The sequence below is a fragment of the Lutibacter flavus genome, from assembly GCF_900188355.1.
In the GTDB taxonomy this organism is placed as follows: domain Bacteria; phylum Bacteroidota; class Bacteroidia; order Flavobacteriales; family Flavobacteriaceae; genus Lutibacter; species Lutibacter flavus.
On sequence record NZ_FZNX01000003.1, the window covers coordinates 485,702 to 504,831 of the forward strand.

The 19,130-nt window shown below is 29.2% G+C and carries 17 protein-coding genes; 8 read left to right on the forward strand and 9 right to left on the reverse strand.

Annotation, left to right across the window (positions count from 1 at the left end):
* Positions 1-5: 5 nt before the first annotated feature.
* The 3 genes from CHB63_RS11135 to rlmB all read left to right on the forward strand — a co-directional run bounded on the left by CHB63_RS11135 (position 6) and on the right by rlmB (position 3,103).
* The gene (locus CHB63_RS11135; RefSeq protein WP_089378573.1) at positions 6-1,484 is read left to right on the forward strand and encodes a RagB/SusD family nutrient uptake outer membrane protein; all 1,479 of its coding nucleotides are present in this window, start codon (positions 6-8) and stop codon (positions 1,482-1,484) included.
* A 47-nt stretch (positions 1,485-1,531) separates the two neighbouring features.
* Positions 1,532-2,263 (forward strand): hypothetical protein, encoded by a 732-nt coding sequence (locus CHB63_RS11140; protein ID WP_089378527.1) that lies wholly within the window; start codon positions 1,532-1,534, stop codon positions 2,261-2,263.
* Between the two features lie 87 nt (positions 2,264-2,350).
* Complete coding sequence (gene rlmB / locus CHB63_RS11145) at positions 2,351-3,103, forward strand: 23S rRNA (guanosine(2251)-2'-O)-methyltransferase RlmB (protein WP_089378528.1); 753 nt, start codon at positions 2,351-2,353, stop codon at positions 3,101-3,103.
* Here rlmB and CHB63_RS11150 read toward each other — a convergent pair.
* Positions 3,100-3,789: a rhomboid family intramembrane serine protease gene (locus CHB63_RS11150; protein WP_089378529.1), complete on the reverse strand. Its 690-nt coding sequence runs from the start codon at positions 3,787-3,789 to the stop codon at positions 3,100-3,102. The genes rlmB and CHB63_RS11150 overlap by 4 nt on opposite strands.
* A gap of 97 nt (positions 3,790-3,886) precedes the next feature.
* Between CHB63_RS11150 and CHB63_RS11155 the strand changes: the two genes are divergently transcribed.
* Complete coding sequence (locus CHB63_RS11155; protein ID WP_089378530.1) at positions 3,887-5,161, forward strand: replication-associated recombination protein A; 1,275 nt, start codon at positions 3,887-3,889, stop codon at positions 5,159-5,161.
* On the opposite strand, the gene CHB63_RS11160 is transcribed toward CHB63_RS11155, so the two are convergent.
* Both CHB63_RS11160 and CHB63_RS11165 read right to left on the reverse strand, forming a co-directional pair.
* Positions 5,158-6,075: a hypothetical protein gene (locus CHB63_RS11160; protein ID WP_141107300.1), complete on the reverse strand. Its 918-nt coding sequence runs from the start codon at positions 6,073-6,075 to the stop codon at positions 5,158-5,160. The two genes, CHB63_RS11155 and CHB63_RS11160, sit on opposite strands and share 4 nt — an antisense overlap.
* A gap of 10 nt (positions 6,076-6,085) precedes the next feature.
* The gene (locus tag CHB63_RS11165) at positions 6,086-6,766 is read right to left on the reverse strand and encodes a YjjG family noncanonical pyrimidine nucleotidase (RefSeq protein WP_089378532.1); all 681 of its coding nucleotides are present in this window, start codon (positions 6,764-6,766) and stop codon (positions 6,086-6,088) included.
* A gap of 67 nt (positions 6,767-6,833) precedes the next feature.
* On the opposite strand from CHB63_RS11165, the gene CHB63_RS11170 reads away from it, so the two are divergent.
* On the forward strand, positions 6,834-7,955 hold the full coding sequence (locus CHB63_RS11170; RefSeq protein ID WP_089378533.1) for a glycosyltransferase family 4 protein: 1,122 nt from the start codon (positions 6,834-6,836) through the stop codon (positions 7,953-7,955).
* 99 nt (positions 7,956-8,054) lie between these two features.
* Here CHB63_RS11170 and CHB63_RS11175 read toward each other — a convergent pair whose 3' ends face one another.
* The 5 genes from CHB63_RS11175 to radC are packed head-to-tail and all read right to left on the reverse strand — an operon-like array spanning position 8,055 to position 13,086.
* Positions 8,055-9,167, reverse strand: coding sequence for a GNAT family N-acetyltransferase (locus CHB63_RS11175; protein WP_089378534.1), 1,113 nt, complete (start codon positions 9,165-9,167; stop codon positions 8,055-8,057).
* Between the two features lie 4 nt (positions 9,168-9,171).
* Entirely contained in the window at positions 9,172-10,155 is a 984-nt protein-coding gene (locus CHB63_RS11180) for a polysaccharide deacetylase family protein (RefSeq protein WP_089378535.1), read from the reverse strand.
* Positions 10,152-11,033 (reverse strand): GNAT family N-acetyltransferase, encoded by an 882-nt coding sequence (locus CHB63_RS11185; RefSeq protein ID WP_089378536.1) that lies wholly within the window; start codon positions 11,031-11,033, stop codon positions 10,152-10,154. The genes CHB63_RS11180 and CHB63_RS11185 overlap by 4 nt, the downstream gene beginning before the upstream one ends.
* 8 nt (positions 11,034-11,041) lie before the next feature.
* A complete protein-coding gene (locus CHB63_RS11190; RefSeq protein ID WP_089378537.1) occupies positions 11,042-12,334 on the reverse strand; it encodes a polysaccharide deacetylase family protein in 1,293 nt (430 codons plus the stop codon).
* Positions 12,335-12,387: 53 nt separating this feature from the next.
* Positions 12,388-13,086 (reverse strand): RadC family protein, encoded by a 699-nt coding sequence (radC, locus tag CHB63_RS11195; RefSeq protein ID WP_089378538.1) that lies wholly within the window; start codon positions 13,084-13,086, stop codon positions 12,388-12,390.
* Positions 13,087-13,142: 56 nt separating this feature from the next.
* Between radC and trkA the strand changes: the two genes are divergently transcribed.
* Positions 13,143-14,489 carry a Trk system potassium transporter TrkA gene (trkA, locus tag CHB63_RS11200; RefSeq protein ID WP_089378539.1) on the forward strand — a complete coding sequence of 449 codons (1,347 nt, stop codon included), beginning with the start codon at positions 13,143-13,145 and terminating at the stop codon, positions 14,487-14,489.
* A gap of 4 nt (positions 14,490-14,493) precedes the next feature.
* Positions 14,494-15,993, forward strand: a complete 1,500-nt coding sequence (locus CHB63_RS11205) for a TrkH family potassium uptake protein (protein ID WP_089378574.1) — start codon at positions 14,494-14,496, stop codon at positions 15,991-15,993.
* Here CHB63_RS11205 and CHB63_RS11210 read toward each other — a convergent pair.
* Positions 15,990-17,342 carry a UDP-N-acetylmuramate--L-alanine ligase gene (locus tag CHB63_RS11210; RefSeq protein WP_089378540.1) on the reverse strand — a complete coding sequence of 451 codons (1,353 nt, stop codon included), beginning with the start codon at positions 17,340-17,342 and terminating at the stop codon, positions 15,990-15,992. The two genes, CHB63_RS11205 and CHB63_RS11210, sit on opposite strands and share 4 nt — an antisense overlap.
* 208 nt (positions 17,343-17,550) lie before the next feature.
* On the opposite strand from CHB63_RS11210, the gene CHB63_RS11215 reads away from it, so the two are divergent.
* Positions 17,551-19,130, forward strand: a 1,580-nt coding sequence (locus CHB63_RS11215) for an Ig-like domain-containing protein (RefSeq protein ID WP_141107301.1), incomplete at its 3' end; no start/stop codon positions are given.

The window sequence follows — 19,130 nt, forward strand, 5'->3', positions numbered from 1 at the left end:
AAAAAATGAAAAAATTAATTAAAATAACATTATTCGTAGTTACTTTAGTGATTGCTTATAGTTGTCAAGACGACTTTTTGGAAAAAGAGCCTTCTGAGTTCTTAACAACACAACAAATTGCGGATGCCGCTTCAAAAAATCCTGATGTTGTAAAGGGTACCTTAACTGGTATTTATGCTTTACAATTTGAAACAGGAACTGGTGGAACTACAGGACATGATGACTTTGGTCAAAAAGGGTACGATATATTTGGAGATATGATTTCTGGAGATATGGCATTATCTGTGAGTACTTATGGTTGGTATAGAGCTAGTATTACAGAATTACAATGTACTACAGATTTTACATTTACAGATAATTATCAAGTTTGGAGATATTACTATCGTATTATTAGATCTGCAAACACAGTTATTGATGCTTTAGGAGGTAATGAAGCAATTCCTGAATTACAGGAAAATAAATATCTTTTAGGTCAGGCAAAAGCGATGAGAGCACATTCATACTTTTATTTAACACAATACTTCCAAAAAAGTTATAATCCTTCGGAAGAAATTTTACCGTTGTATGATGACTTATTAGATCAAAATAGCGCAAAAGTACCTGCATCTGAAATTTACACTCTTATTGAAACTGATTTATTATCAGCAATTTCATTGTTAGATGGATTTGGAAGAGCTACCAAAACAGAAGTGAATCAAAATATAGCTAAAGCTATTTTAGCATATGTTTACGGAGCAATGGGAAGAGATGGTGAAGTTAAAACTTTAACATCACAAGTTATTAATTCTGGAGAACATACTTTAATGAGTGCAGATGAAGTATTGGGAGGATTTAATGATGTAAACACATCTGGTTGGATGTGGGGTGTAGATTTAACTGCAGATACTGCTTTATATTTAGTGTCTTGGTGGGGACAAATGGATTTTTTCTCTTATAGTTATGCTGCTTTTGGTGATGCAAAATCTATCGACTCAGATCTTTATGATGCCATACCAGATAATGACGTAAGAAAAGGGCAGTTTTATACTGCTGGTTCATTTGAATTGATGCCAATAGGGAAATTTTATGATGATGATAGACAACGATACGGAGCCGCTCAATTGGTAACTGCAGATTATATTTATATGAGAATTGCTGAAATGTATCTTTTAAATGCTGAAGCTGCTGCTAAGACTGGTGACGATGGAACCGCAAGAACTAGCTTAAAGGCTTTATTAACTGAAAGATTACCAGACGTTTCTTATGTTGATGGCTTATCTGGTCAAGCTCTTTTAGATGAAATATACTTACAAGGTAGAATAGAACTTTGGGGTGAAGGAAAGGCTTACTTATCTTTAAAAAGAAATAAAAGATCCACTACAAGAGGTGCTAACCACTTATCTTTAGTTGGTGAAACTATTCAATATGATGATGAGAGACTTACATTTGAAATTCCAGAATCGGAAATTCAAAATAACCCATTCATCAGCGATCAAAATTTATAAATAGACATTTAAAATGTTTATAATTTATTAAACAAAATTTAAACTTTATGAAAAAAATAGCAAATATCTTTTTGATACTATTAGTAAGTATCTCTTTACTTAATTGTGAAGACACGTATCTACCTCCTGCTTTGGACTATGTTACGTTTGGAACAGATACATATTCAACTGGAGTAGATCCTGGAGGATCAACTACTTTTGATATACCTGTATATACAGCTAAAGTAAATAGTGCTGCCACAACTTATAACGTAACTGTAGATGGTTCTAATGCAGCGGCTGGTTCATATGATGTGCCTGCTTCTGTAACTATTGAAGGTGGAACAAACGAAGGAATTTTAACTGTTTCTTTATCTGATGTAAACTTAGGTATTGGAGTAAATAAAATTACTATTAACTTTGAAAATGTAGTGGGATTAAATAATGGAGGTTCAACTACTCTTGAGTATATTCAAAACTGTAACGAAGTTACCGGAACATTAGATATTACTTTTGATTACTATGCTGAGGAAACTGGATGGCAGATTATTGATGCATTAGGAGGCGTTGTAATGTCTAAACCAGAAGGATCCTATGTTAATGGTCAAGCACCTGTATCTGAAAACATCACATTATGTGCTGGAAGAGATTACACGTTAACTTTTACAGACGCTTATGCTGATGGTATGAATGATGGTGATAACCTTGGTTCTTATTCTTTAACAATTGGTGGCGCAGTAAAAGCTACAGGTGGTGGAAGTTTTGGAGCTAGTGAATCCAATACGTTTGACACAAACTAAATCTATTTTAAATAAAAGATAGAATTTTATAAAACCACCGCAATTGCGGTGGTTTTTTTATTCATACAATATAACTACATTTGCAAAATGGAAAACGAAGTATCAAAAATATTTGGAATTAGAGCAATAATTGAGGCAATTAATTCTGGAAAAACAATTAGTAAAGTTTTTATACAAAAAGACTTAAGTGGTCATTTATTTTCAGAATTAAACTCACTAATTAAAAAGAATAATATTGCCACTAGCCATGTTCCTGTTGAAAAGCTAAACAGACTTTCAAAAAACAGCAATCATCAAGGTGTAGCAGCTCAAATATCTCCAATTGAATTTGCAGATCTAGACACTTTAATTTTAAATACTTTAGCTGTAAATCCTACTCCATTATTTTTATTGTTAGATCAAATTTCCGATGTTAGAAACTTTGGTGCAATTATTAGAACTGCGGAATGTACTGGTGTTAGTGGAATTATAATACAAAAACAAGGAAATGCTCCTATTAGCGCTGATACTGTAAAAACATCTGCTGGTGCAGCTTTTAAAATTCCAATTTGTAAAGTTGATCATATTAAAGATGCTATTTTTCAATTTCAAGCAGCAGAAATACAAATTGTTGCTGCTACCGAGAAAACTGAAAACTTAATCTATGATGTCGATTTAACTTTGCCTACTGCTCTTATTCTGGGATCTGAAGATAGAGGAATAAATCCATCAATACTTAAAATAGTAGATCATAAAGCTAAACTTCCATTACTAGGAGAAATCGAATCTTTGAATGTATCTGTTGCTTGTGGTGCACTTTTATATGAGGCCACGAGACAAAGAATAAAAGTTAAGAGTTAATTATTATTATCTTTTACCTCTATATCTAATTTTTCTTCGAGTTCTTCGGGAGGATTATAGTTTCCATCTTCATCGAATAATTTTTCAAATTCTTCGTTTTTAATAAAATTGAATTTTTCGGGTTGCGGTCCCATTTTTCGAAATATAAATGAAAAAATAAACCCAACTAAAAAACCAGATAAGTGTCCTTCCCAAGAAATCCGTTCTTCAGTAGGAAAAATATACCAAACCATACCTCCATATAAAAAAACGACTATTAAAGATAATGCTGTTAATCTGTAATATTTTCTAAATATTCCACTAAAAAAAACAAAGCTTACCAACAAATATACGATTCCACTAGCGCCAATATGCATAGCTGGACGTGCAATTAACCAAGTTAAAAGACCCGATAGAATTAACCCAAAAAAAAGCACTCTATTTGCTATTTTGTTATAAAAATAATACAAACTAGTTAACATTACTGCCAATGGAATTGAATTATTAAATAAATGGTTGGCATTACTATGTATAAATGGTGAGAATAAAATTCCTCTTAGCCCTTTAAATGTTTTAGGATAAATCCCATATTTATTAAAATTATAAGAAAATTTTATCTCAATAAAATAAATAAGCCAAATTAGAACAATGGCAATAATAGGGACCATTAATACACTTCTGCGATATTTAAAAGTTTGATCTTCCATAAGGTCTTAAAGTATCAAATATAAGTCCAAAAAACTATATTCTGAAATATTGACAGTAACAATAAAATATAGCTTATTAATTTATTATTTTTACCATATGAATGAGCCTTTAGCAGAACGAATTCGTCCTAAAACACTTGATGACTATATTAGCCAGCAACATTTAATTGGAAAAAATGGAGCATTAACCCAACATATTAAGCGTGGAATAATTCCTTCTTTAATCTTTTGGGGACCACCAGGTATCGGGAAAACAACATTAGCTAATATAATTGCTCAAGAATCTAAACGCCCTTTTTATACATTAAGCGCTATTAGTTCGGGTGTAAAAGATGTGCGAGATGTAATTGCTAAAGCAAAACAAAGTGGAGGGTTGTTTACTGAAAAAAATCCGATTTTATTTATTGATGAAATTCATAGGTTTAGTAAATCACAACAAGATTCTTTGTTAGGTGCTGTAGAAAAGGGTTGGGTTACACTAATTGGTGCAACTACCGAAAATCCAAGTTTTGAAGTTATTCCTGCCCTCCTATCACGTTGTCAGGTTTATATTTTAAATTCTTTTAGTAAATCTGATTTAGAAGAATTATTAGAACGGGCTTTGCATAAAGATGAATTCATTTCAAAAAAGAAAATTGAAATAAAAGAAACTGAAGCGTTATTAAGAGTTTCCGGTGGAGATGCAAGGAAGCTGTTAAACATATTTGAATTGGTTGTTAATTCAGAAAATGAACCTATCACAATTACAAATGATATGGTCCTTTCTAAAATTCAAAAAAACACCGTTTTATATGATAAAACCGGTGAGCAACATTATGATATTATTTCTGCATTTATAAAATCGATAAGAGGAAGCGATCCTAATGCAGCGGTATATTGGTTAGCAAGAATGATTGAAGGTGGTGAGGATGCTAAATTTATTGCCAGAAGGTTATTAATTTTAGCCTCAGAAGATATAGGAAATGCAAATCCAACGGCATTGATAATGGCAAACAACACCTTTCAAGCTGTAAATATAATTGGATTTCCTGAGTCCAGAATTATTTTAAGTCAATGTGTAGTATATTTAGCTACTTCTCCTAAAAGTAATGCCTCTTATGAAGCCATTGGAAAGGCTCAGGCGTTAGTTCGTGAAACAGGCGATTTATCTATACCCTTACATTTAAGAAATGCACCAACAAAGCTTATGAAAGAGTTAGATTATGGTAAAAACTACAAATACGCGCATAGTTATGAAAATAACTTTATTGAGCAAGAGTTTTTTCCTGATGAAGTAAAAGGCACTAAATTATTTGAACCTGGAAATAATGCCAGAGAAAACAATCTTAGAGATTTTTTAAAAAACAGATGGAAAACAAAATACGATTACTAATTTACTTTTTTATAAATTTTTATACCATTAGAAGTATCAATATTCAAATTTCCCTCATTAGTAATTTCTAATAATTGTGGCTGTTTAAAAGCCAACCATTTAATAATGTAAATATTAGGTTTTGAAGTTTTGTAAATAGTGGCAAATTCAAAATGTTCATCTCCCCCAATTACTGAATAATTATCTCCTTTTTTAGAAATTGAACTTTTACCCCAATTGTCAATAAGATAATTTCCTTCAAGCGCAAAAACTACTGGTTTAAAAACTCTTTTTTCAATTTCATCCTCTGCTTTTACAACCACTGCTCTTTCGACACCTTTAATTTCTTTAACATCAATTATTTTATCAACTGGTTTTGAAACATTTTTCTCAATTTTTTCTTTCTCAACAACCTCATTACCAACCTCTTCTTCTAAAGTTATTTCCTCAACCTCTTCAGCTTCTAAAACTTCAACTGGCTCGGAAATAACTATTTTACCAGAACCTGAATAGGTGTAATTTAATGCTTCAACATCTTTAAAAGACTTTCTAACAACTTCTTGGTAAGCCTTTTTATAATCTTTCTCTTTTGATTTAACTTCTTTTGATGAAAATACTGATCTATTATTACAGTCTATTAACTCCATTTTCATTTTTGTACTTAAAAAACTAGAATTATTTTTCATATTAACTCTTAAAGCTAAGCATCTATCTGATGCTAAGTCACTCGGATAAGAATCATTTTCAAAAAACACATTAAATCCTTCTCTTTCAAATAAAAATTTAACTAAAGAATTTATTTGATAACTATCTTCTGTTTTTTGAAATTCAAATTGTTTTGGAACCAAAATATATTTGTAAGAATTAATACTTTTTTGGGCAAAAGTAAATGTACTTAACATTAGAAAGAATGCTAATAAAAATGATTTTTTCATATAAAAATTATTAAAGATATTTTTTAATTTGACTTAAGTTAGAAACAGATTTTATACTTTCAGAAACTGGTTCCTTGTTAAAATTACAAAATATAACATCAAAACCTGCACTTTTAGCCCCCATTATATCAGCTTCCCAATTATCACCAATCATTATTGATTCGTTTGAGACTGCATTTGCTTTATTTAAAGCAAATTGAAAAATATGTGGATTTGGCTTTTTTACTCCAGCTTCTTCGGAGGTGATTATTTTATCAAAATATTTTGACAATCCAGAATTATCTAGTTTTTTAAACTGTACTTCATTAAATCCGTTGGTAATTATATGTAACTCATAATTAGGATGTAAATAATCTAAAATCTCATATGTACCTTCAAATAGGATATTATTATTAGGTAAAAATTCAATATAATCAATAGCTAAATAATTAACCACATCATTACTAACATTGTATTTTATTTTTGCAAAAGTATCTTTTAATCTCCCCTCTCTTAAATCTTCCTTCGAAATTTTTTCTTCTCTATATAACTTCCAATATTTCTGGTTGATTCCTCTATAATAATTCAAAAACTTATGTAAATCTATTTTTAGATTATGCTTTTTAAAAATAGCATCAAATGCAATATCAGAATTTGTTTCAAAATCCCAAAGAGTGTGATCTAAATCGAAAAATATATGATTGATTTTCATTCTCTAAAATTATAAATATAATTAACACTAAAAAACCTATTTTAGCAATAATGTTTAAAAATTAAAATTGGATAAAAAACTTCACATATTATTTTTAAGTAGTTGGTATCCATCAAAAGTTTCACCTTCAAATGGTGACTTTATTCAAAGACATGCGGAAGCTGTTGCTACCAAACACAATGTAACGCTGATTCATGTTATTTCTGATAAAAATTTAAAAATAAATAAAAATACTTTTCAGGTAATTAACAATGTTAAAACACATATTTTTTACCTTCCAGAAACCAATAATCGTATATATAAATTATATAATTTTTTTAAATCATATATTTCCACAATAAAAACCATAAAATATTTTGATGTTGTTCATGTTAATATAACCTTCCCAGTAGGTATGATAGCCTTATATTTAAAATGGTTTAAAAATAAAAACTACATAATTTCTGAACATTGGAGCAAATACCAATACCCACACAATATATCAATAGGCATTTTAGAGAAATTTATCACCAAAATTATTGCTAAAAACGCTTCTTTTATTAGTCCAGTTACCAGGCATTTGCAACATGAAATGATTGACTTTGGACTTAATGGAAATTTTCATCCAATACCAAATGTTGTAAATACCGACTTCTTTAACATTTCCAAAAACAAACCAAAGGAATTTACAATCACACATGTTTCAGGAATGGATACTAAAATTAAAAATATTGAAGGTATTTTAAGAGTAATTTCAAAATTACAAACCAAAATTCCAAATATAAAATTCAACCTAATAGGAAATAATTCAATTAAATATAAAACATTTATAGAAGAATTAAAAATTAAAAATATTCAGTTAATTGAACAAATTCCAAATCATGAAGTAGCCAATTATATGCAAAATTCTAACGTTTTTGTTATGTTTAGTAACTATGAAAACTTACCCTGTGTAATATTAGAATCATTTGCATGTGGTGTTCCTGTAATTTCAACTAATGTTGGAGGTATAAAAGAATATTTTCCTAGTAATTTTGGTTTTTTAATTCCTTCAAAAGATGAAGTTGCGCTTGAAAATGCTATTTTAAAAATATCTAATAATGATATTAGGTTCGATAAAATATTGATACATAATTATGCTAGAGAAAATTTTGGAGTAAAAACTATTTCAAACTCATTTTCGAAATTGTATTTTAAAATATTAACTTAATAAGCAATACACAACTTTTGTTAAAGAAGTTTTAAAATACTTGAGATTGTAAATTAATTTATCTAGAATATAATATTTGACCAAGATAATCCTCTAAAATTAAGTAAACACTACATCACCGTCTCCACTTTGAACAGATAAATTTTTAATTTCTGGAAATTCTTTTAACAATTCTTTTGACACAAAATAATTCTGAGTAAATTTTTTTCTTTTCAATTTTAAAATTTTCCCGTTTAATAAACTTTCGTTTAGCTCTTGGTTATAAATAGTAATATAATTTAGCTTTTTACTTAAAATTAACTTTAAAATCTCATTCTTTAAAGTCAAAATAGCCTCTGGATTGCTATAAAAATATGGAATTTTCAATTGTTTATCTCTTGCATTTATTAAAGCAACACCAAGAATCTTATGCGTATTTCTATTATAAATTTTATGCCAATTTGTTTCAAAACTACAAGCATATGATGAAAAATGATATTGTTCTGAATTTTCTTTAGTTTCACTATCTGTTTTAATCCATGGGTAGTTAATTATCCATTCAAAAATTTTCTTATCTCTTTGAAAAAGTTCCTTTTTTTTATAAGGTTTTAAAAAACTCTCTATCTCAATATCCAATTTTTCAATTTTCTCAAACTTATATAAACTAAACCTTTTAACTTTAAATAATTTAAACCTAAAATCAAAAATTAAATTTAAGATGTTATCTAAATAACCCAATATGTTTTTGTTTTTTTTCCAAAAAATGGACTTTGGAGGTAATAATTCTTTAAAACAAAATCTAAAATAATACCTATAACCTTCTAGCTTGTTTAACAATTCAAATTTGCCCGTTTTATCATATACTGCTTTAGATTCTTTAGCGTAATTTGTATACATTAACCTTCCTCTCCAGTCTTTATAAACTTCCTCAAACAACAAAGAAGAAACTCCACGTCTTCTAAAGTTTTGATGCGTCCATGTTCCGCTAAGCCAGCCAAATTTAACTTTAGAATTATTAGATATAAAGGTATCAGCAAAAATACTTTTATAGCCAATTAATTTATTATTTTTAAAGCCTAAATAGAGAACAATATCATTATCATCTGCATTTGGATTTTTTAAATAAGAAATGGATCTAGCTTCTGAAATTGGTTTCTCTTCAAAACTTAAATATTCGTTGGATTTAATAAAAGTTTCTAAATCCTTTAATTTTATTTTTCTTATTGTTACCATTATTTTAGCGCTTAATGATACTTTTACCTAAAGGAATTTTTAAAAAATAGTTGAAATATTCTTTTATCAAAAACAGTTTAATATTACTTGGTGCACGTTCAAAGGAAATTCTCTGAAAATTATTTTTTACAGAATCCCTCTTTATCCCAGATGTTCCAAAACTTATATCCATTTCATCTGATAACTTCTCAAAAAATGCTTTAGGTATACCAATATCATGAAATGGAAAAGAAAACGCTTTAACGCTTTGGTTTAATTCTTTTTTAACCCAATTTATACTATTAAAGGTTTGTGCTAATTGTTCCTCTCGCGTCAACTCATTAAAAAAAGGGTGATTTTCTGAATGGGCACCAAATGTAAAACCTTCTGTTATTAGTTCTTTAATTTTAATTTTAGATAGATAAGGTTTCTCAATTTTTAAAAAATAAGAAAAGTCATAATTCAAAACATCTGCTAAATCATCTAAAATACTTCTATTTTGATATTTTATAGTTAATAAAAAAGCACGAACATTTGTACCAGTATAATTATTTTTCTTTAAAAATTTATAAAATAAATTTTTAACATCAACAGTCGAATTAAGGTATTCACCTAAAAGTAAACTTGCTTTATACCTAAAAAATAACTCCTTATTATCAACAAAATCTGTATTTAAAAATATAGTAGCTGGTATGTTCTTTTTTTTCAATATTGGAGCAACAATTTCATAAAAATTATCAAGACCATCGTCAAAAGTTAGATGAAAATAATTTTCATTTCCCTTTAGTTCTGATTTTGTTAATTTAGTTAGTTCTTTTAAAGAAATAGGTTTATAAAACTCTAATAAAGTATCTAAATCACGTTCAAAATTTACAATGCTTCGAGGCCTGTATAAATGTTCTACAAATGGAGGTGCCTCATCTGAAACAGCATGATAAAACGGAATTAAAATCCTCTGATTTGAAATACTGATAAGACTTTTTAATATGTATGAACTTAATTTTTTCATGAATTAGTGTAGCAATGGTAATTTTGTGAAACGGCTCCAAACGACTTAAAAAAATTTGCAACACCAGATATCATCGACCCCTCAAAATCAAAAATCAAACAATTATTAATATTCTCTTTAATTAAATAATCAAAAAGAAACGACGTTGCTCCATATTTTTTCCCCTTTTCGCTTGTTGCCGAGAATAAATGTATCAATCGCCCATTGTAATTTGTAAAAAAAGCGGCACTAATAAGCTCATCCTTAACATAAACTCCATAAATACTACCAATTTTTCTAAATTTTAGCTCATTTACTAAATTCTCAAATTTTTCTATATTTTTACTAGAAATTTTATGCTTTGCAGTTTGTTTTTTTATTGAAATTAGATTTTTTAAAGTAACATCGTTGGATATTTCTAATTGATTTTTTTCCGCTTTAACTATAGTTCTCTTTAAATTATTTGAGTAACTCTTATAAATTATATTGTAATCATTTGAAAGAATTAATTCATAATTTTTTCTTTCTTCAATACTCTTTTTAACAGCTGGTTCTCCAATAAAATTCATTGAATTAAAATTATATTGCTTCGGAAGCATTTTTATAAAATTATCTAAAAACAATTCAAAATCTTCTTTAGATAATTCTTGCAGAAAAAAAACACCCAACTGCTGACAAAATGGTGGTTGAAGAATTTTTTTAAAAAATAAATTTCTTTTTGTTTTTAAATATGTGATAGGCATCACAGCTTCATAATCATTTAAAACCAATGCATCCCAATTATCAGCAACAATATCTAAATACCAACTAAAAGCATAAATACGTGAATTTAAAGACAATTTAATACAATTATCATATTTTATTACATCTAACTGATTTCTCTTTAAATAACGAATCATAAAATAGTTTAATTAACCATTTTCTTATAAATATCACTCCAACCTTCCCACTTCTCATTTTCACTTAAAGTTTCATTATGAAACAAACTTATAAAAGTTCCATTTACGTTTTTAACTTCATTTTTCAACTCCAATATTTTATTTAAACTTTCTTTATTTGAAAGCTGCATATAATCTTTTAAAGCAACATCCATTATTGCAAATGGAAATAATTTTAACGGAGTTTGAATTTCAAAATCAAGATCATAAAAATAAAAAGGAGTACAAGTACTTGCTCTAAACCCAACATATTTAGCATATCCCATTGTATAATCTTCTTGAATATCTAAATCAATTAAATTTTGATATGTTTCAGGAATAATTAACCTTAAATAATGCTGTCTTGAAAAAACAACAGGCGTATTAATTATTCCTTCTAAACGTGCTTTTTCTTTTTTAAGCTTTTCATCATTTCTTATTGAAAAATAGGATGGATGCAATCCTATTTTAGCATAATCAGCAATTGATTTTATTAAAGATTTAAATTTTGTATTTGAAAAAGAAATATTCTTATCATAAGTCGTATAATCACCAATTAAAAAGAAAAATAATGTTGATATATTATGTTCTTTTTTAATTTTTAAAATTTCAGAAAATGTGTCGAAAGGATCTTCCCTAAAATTTAAATTGGTTAATAATCGATGCCATAAATTAACAAATCTTAAATGTAAAATATCATTAATATAACCACCAATTGATCTAACAATACCTTTGTTTTTATAGGCAAAAGCCGAATCAACATCTATTGTTGAAATAAAATTAAATTCTCTTGTATTGAAATTATATTTTGGAAATTTATCTTTTAAAAGCTCTAAAAACTTAAAAGCCCAAATATCTACTACAGGTTTTTCTAAAAACCCATTTTTAAATGCCAAACTTTCATCGGCAGGAAAACGTTCATGAATATCTTGCACGTGAGGTAAATACTCTTCATACCTACTTATTAAATAAAAACTTGCTGCAAAAATATCAAATGGAATACTTGAAGCTTCTCCCGCAGGAAAAAAACAAGGAACATCATCCCAATTTGAGATATTTATATCAATATCATTAATTCCTTGATCAAATAACAGATCGTTACTTCTAATAAAAAATTCTGATCCTAATGGATTTTTTGAATAACTAATTTTTGGACCATTATGTGCTACAAATTCATCTACTTTTGTTGAAAAAGTAACAGGTATTTGCAATATTCTAACAAAAAAATGTTTAAAAATATAATTAAGTCTGGGAGTTATTTTATACGTATAAACTAGAAGCATTATTCTCTGTTGTTGGCTATTGATTATTTTATAAAAATATTCATGTTTCTAAATTACATTAAATTTTCATCGGCAAAGCTAAAATACGCATTTTCAGTTATAATTAAATGGTCTAAAACTTTAATATCTAATGTCTCTCCTGCTAGTTTTAATTTAGTAGTAATTGACTTGTCTGCACTACTTGGCTGTAACTTCCCCGAAGGGTGGTTGTGACATAAAATAATAGCCGTTGAAAACAATTCAATTGCTTTTTTAAATACCAATCTTACATCAACCAAGGTACCTGTTAAACCTCCTTTGCTAGACTGCTCTTTATATAAAACTTTGTTAGAATTATTAAGATAAATTATCCAAAATTCTTCGTGATGTAGCTCCCCAATAATTGGCTGCATAATATTAAAAACTGCACTGCTACTAGTAATTTTAGGTAATTCCAAAGCTTCTTCCAGTCTTCTTCTTCTACCAAGCTCCAACGCTGTAATTATTGAAATTGCTTTCGCTTCACCAATTCCTTTAAATTTTTGTAAATCGGAAACTGATAATTTTCCTAATTTATTAATATTATTATCTATGGAGGCTAAAATTCTTTTAGATAAATCTACTGCGCTCTCACTTCTGTTCCCTGAACCAATTAAAATTGCAATTAATTCAGCATCAGACAATACCGACTTCCCTTTTAATATTAATTTTTCCCTTGGCCTGTCATCTTCAGCCCAAGACTTTATAGAAAACGATTTATTCTCATAACCCATAACAATATTTTTTTTTCAAAGATAAGAGTAATATCTTTGCATAAATATTTCTACACATGAAAATTATAATTGCAGGTGCAGGAGATGTGGGGTTTCATTTGGCGAAACTACTTTCTTTTGAATCTCAAGATATTTATTTAGTTGATACAGATTCTGAAAAATTAGATTACGCAAGCAGTCATATAGATGTTATTACTAAAAAAGGTGATGCTACTTCAATAAAACTTTTAAAAGAAATAAATATTGATAAAGCAGATATTTTTCTGGCGGTAACAGAATCTCAAAATACAAATTTTACAATAGCAGTTTTAGCAAAGAAATTAGGAGCCAAAAAAACAATTGCCAGAATTTCCAATCATGAGTTCACAAAAAGTTCAGAAATAGATTTTACAGAATTGGGTATCGATAGTATGATTTCTCCAGGTGAATTAGCTGCTGATGAAATAGAAATGCTCTTAAATCAATCTGCTTTTAATGATACTATTCAGTTTGAAAATGGAACCTTAAATATTTTAGGAAGCACCTTAGAATACAATTCGCCTTTAATAAATTTAACAGTACACGAAGCACGTAATAAGTTTTTAGATATAGATTTTATAACCATAGCAATAAAACCTGAAAATAGCAGCGAAACCATTATACCAAGAGGAAATACAGTTTATAGAGCAAACGATCAAATTTATTTTTCAACACCAAAAGAAAGCATAAAACAACTCTACAAATTAATGGGTAAAACTCAGTTTGGAGTTAAAAATGTAATGATTTTAGGTGGAGGAAAAATAGGTGTAAAAGCAGCAAGAAATCTTTGTGATAATAAATTTAATATTAAATTACTTGAAATTAATAAAGTACGTGCAAAAGAGATTGCCGAAAAGCTTCCAAATGTGCTTGTAATTAAAGGAGATGGTAGAAATGTTGAATTGCTTGAAGAGGAAAATATTGCAGATATGGATGCATTTGTTGCCGTAACTGGTAATTCCGAAACAAATATTATGTCATGTTTGGTTGCAAAATCTAAAGGTGTTAAAAAAACCATCGCTTTGGTTGAAAATATGGATTACATAAACATCTCCCAAACTATTGGAATTGATACTTTAATTAATAAAAAATTATTAGCTGCAAGTGCCATTTTTAAACATGTAAGAAAAGGTGATGTTTTAAAATTAGCCAACCTACACAATGTTGATGCAGAAGTATTAGAATTTAGGGTTAAAGAAAATTCAGCAGTAACAAAAAAGTTAGTAAAAGACATAAATTTAACTAAAAATGCTGTTTTTGGCGGCGTAATTAGAAATGGAATTGCTCATATGACATTTGGTGATTTTCAAATTTTAGCTGGAGACAAAGCGGTAGTATTTTGCTTACCTGAAGCTATTCATAAAGTTGAAAAATTATTTAACTAATCGTATGAAGAACCTCAATTTTAAAATAATCATAAGTTTTTTAGGACTTACATCTATACTGAATGGCTTATTTATGTTAGTTGCAGTTCCTTTTAGCATATACCATAATGAATATGAAAAATGGGGCATTCTAGAAGCTGGTATCACAACAATTGCAATTGGTTTTATTTTATGGTTTTTTAATAGAAATGCAAAAAAAAATATAGGTAAAAAAGAAGGCTATTTAATTGTAACTTTAGGATGGTTAATGCTTACATTAACTGGAACTTTACCTTATGTTTATACTAACACTATTCCGGTATATGCAGATGCTTTTTTTGAGACTCTTTCAGGATATTCAACCACAGGCTCATCAATATTAACTGATATTGAAGCTATGCCAAAAGGAATTTTATTTTGGCGAAGTGCAACCCACTGGATTGGTGGTATGGGAATTATTGTGCTTACAGTGGCCATTTTACCTTTGTTAGGTATTGGAGGAATGCAGCTGTTTATGGCTGAAGCTCCCGGACCATCTGCAGATAAAATGCATCCACGAATTACAGAAACCGCAAAAAGACTTTGGTTAATATATTTCTCTTTAACATTTACAGAGTTTTTTCTATTAAAGTTTGCCGGAATGACTTGGTTTGATGCTATAAATCACGCGATGGCTACAATGAGTACTGGTGGATTTTCAACTAAAAATGCAAGTATTGCACATTATAACGGTTCACCAATAATACAGTATATAATTATAGCTTTTATGTTTATTGCCGGTGCTAATTTTGTTTTAACATATTTTGCTTTAAAAGGAAAAATTAAAAAAGTTTTTAGGAGTGAAGAATTTAGATATTACTTCTTTGGAACTATTGGAGTCACTCTTTTAATTACCTACTTAATTGTGAATCATCAAGATTCAAATTTAGTTACAAGTTTAGACCATCCAAAAATTTGGGGGGCAAATGAAAGTGCATTTAGACATGCGGCTTTTTCAGTGGTTTCGGTACTCACAACAACTGGTTTTGTTTCTGCTGATTTTACAATGTGGAGCGCAATGGTGACAGTAATAATATTTTCTCTATTTTTTATTGGTGGATCAGCAGGGTCTACAAGTGGTGGTATTAAAATTGTACGGCACATTGTAATGATTAAAAGTAGTTTTTATGAATTTAAAAAATTACTACATCCAAATGCTATAATACCGGTTAGATACGATGGCGGAAGCGTTCCTAAAACTATTATCTACAACATTCTCTCATTTTTTGTTCTATACATGCTTATTTTTATAATGAGCACTGTATTACTAACCTTTTTCGGTTTAGACTTCATGTCAGCTTTGGGAGCAACCGCATCCTCATTAGGTAATATTGGTCCAGCAATTGGTTCAGTTAGCCCGGTGGATAACTTTGCTCATTTAACTATTCCAGCAAAATGGTTTTGTTCTTTTTTAATGCTTATTGGTAGATTAGAACTATTTACAGTCTTAATTCTATTAACTCCTTTCTTTTGGAAGAAGATTTAAATTAAGTCTTTAAACTTATTAAAGTCTAGACCTCCATAATTACCAGAGCTCATTAATAATAATGCTAAATTTTCAAAATTTTGGCTGAACAAAAAAGTTTTAAATTCTTCAGGATTGGTATAGATTATTAAATCATCCCTGTTAAAAGCATCTTTAATTTGTTGTTTTGTAACTTTTTCCAATTTTTTAATTTCAACAGCATGTGGTGAATAAAAAACCACAGCTACATCAGCCTTATTCAAGGCCCCTTCATATTCCTTTAAAAAATCTGCATTTAAACTGCTATATGTATGCAACTCTAGGCAAGCCATTATTTTTCTAGTTAGATACTGCGCTTTTACTGCATTACAAGTAGCTTCTACCTTACTTGGTGAATGGGCAAAATCTTTAAAAACAACTGCAGAATCATTTTCTGCAATTTTTTCTAAACGCTTACTTGCTCCTTTAAAACTAGCAATGGCTTCATAAAATTCATCTTCATCAACCCCCATATGTTGGCAAATCCATTTAGCTCCTGCTAAATTTTGAAGATTATGTTCTCCAAAAATTTCTAAAGGCATTTCTCCTAAAGCTGTATTAATAAATGTAGTTCCGTTTTCAATTCTATAGTCTAAAGTTTTATACGGATATTTCTTAATTGTATTTTCTGTATTTTCAACTATGTCTTTTAATACTTCATCCTCCTCATTATATACCATAATTCCACCCTTAGTTAGAGAGTTTATAAAAATTGAAAACTGCTCTATATAATTTTCAAAAGTTGGAAAAACATTGATATGATCCCATGCTATTCCACTTAATAGGGCAATATTTGGTTTGTATAAATGAAATTTAGGTCGCATATCAATTGGACTTGACAAATACTCATCACCTTCTAAAACAATAAACTCATTTTCTTGTGTTAGATGTACCATAGTATCAAAGCCCTCTAACTGAGCGCCTACCATGTAATCAACTTTAATATCATGATAGTTTAACACATGTAAAATCATAGAAGTAATTGTTGTTTTCCCATGAGAACCTCCAATTACAACACGAGTTTTATCTTTAGATTGTTCGTATAAAAACTCAGGGTATGAATATATTTTTAAACCTAATTCCTGAGCTTTTAATAATTCAGGATTGTCTGGTTTGGCGTGCATTCCTAATATAATTGCATCTATAGATTTTTTTATTTTTTCAGGAAACCAACCAAATTTTTCTGGTAATAACCCTCTTTTATCTAATCGAGATTTTGACGGTTCAAATATGGTATCATCACTTCCAGTAATTTGATACCCTTTTTGATTTAAGGCAATAGCTAAATTGTGCATCGCACTTCCTCCAATAGCAATAAAATGTATATTCATTTATATATAAATTTTGTAAATTCAAATGTAAGTAAACTCTTAAAAAGAATAAATATCAACAGATAAAAATTTTAAAACATACAAACAACTTGATTTGCTAAATAATTAACTTGTTTTTATTAATAAATGGTATTTTATTCTTATTTTTACATATATGTAAAAATTAAAAATTGCAGTTTAACGAAAATATCTAATCAACTTAAATTCAATGGAAAAAGAAAAATTTTCATTAGCCCGTATATATTTTATATTTATATTTTTAGTAAGTATATTTTTTTATTCTCATACTGGATTTGCACAATGTACAAATCCAGATACCACTGGAGAATCGTCTCAAACCTTTTGTAAATCTGATAATAGCACTATTGAAAGTTTAGTTGCATCTGGGGGAACAATTGTCTGGTTTGATGCTATCACTGCTGGTAGCCAATATAACCCGTCAACACCTCTTATAGATGGCAATACTTATTATGCTGATGATATTAATGATGGTAATTGTAGCCCAAATAGATTAGCTGTATTAGTATCAATTTATGGCCAACCCCCTTCAAATGTTGATGTTTTTGTTGGAAAATGCGCTATTGATAACCCAACAATTTCTGATTTATCAGCAACTGGGTTAAATATTGCCTGGTACGATGCTCAAAGTGGTGGAAATTTATTTAACTCTTCGGATCTATTAATAGATGGATCAACTTATTGGGTTCAACAGACAGAAAATGGGTGCACAAGTGAAAGACTTCCTACAACCGTAACAATGGTTAATCCACCAGCTCCTAACGTCGACCAAAATCAAACATTTTGTTCTTCTTCAAATCCTACAGTAGCAGATTTAAAAGCAACTGAGACAAATATAACATGGTATGAATATGAAACAAGTACAGAACCCTTAAATTTGAATTTACCATTAATTGATGGTAAAGATTATTGGGCTGCACAAACCACTTTTCCTTGTGAAGGAACTGTACGCTCATTGACCAATGTAGTTATTGATATAAGTCCAAATGCTGGTACTGATGGAACATATTCAGAATGTGAAGCAAATTTAACAGCAACAAATTTATTTGAATTATTAGGCGGAACTCCAGACAATACAGGAACATGGTCCGGTCCAAGTACATTAACTGGTGGCTATTTAGGAACTTTTGAACCTGGTGTTAATACTGAAGGAACTTATACCTATTTGGTATCCAGCAGTATTGGTATTTGCCCAAATGATACGTCAAATGTTAATGTATCTATTATCACTACGCCACCACCAACAGCAATTGAAACAAGTCAAACTTTTTGTGAAGTTGACAATCCAACTGTAGCCAATTTAAATGCTACTGGTAATGGAATATTGTGGTATGATACTGGTTCATCATCTATCCCTTTAAATGTAGATGATATTTTAATAAATGGTGAAGATTATTGGGCTACACAAACTGATACTTCTGGTTGTGAAAGTTCTACAAGATTAATGGTAACAGCTTCCATAATTTCGCCACAACCTCCAACAACGACAGAAACCAATCAAACTTTTTGTGAAGTTGACAATCCAACTGTAGCGGATTTAAATGCTACTGGTAATGGAGTGCTTTGGTATGATACGGAAACTTCAACTTCTGCTTTAAACGATACAGATTCATTAATAAATGGTGAAGATTATTGGGCTACCCAAACTGATACTAATGGTTGTTCAAGTGCAACAAGATTGGCAGTAACCACATCTATCATTTCAACTCCACCTCCAACAACTTCAGAAAGCAATCAAACTTTTTGTGAAGTTGACAATCCAACTGTAGC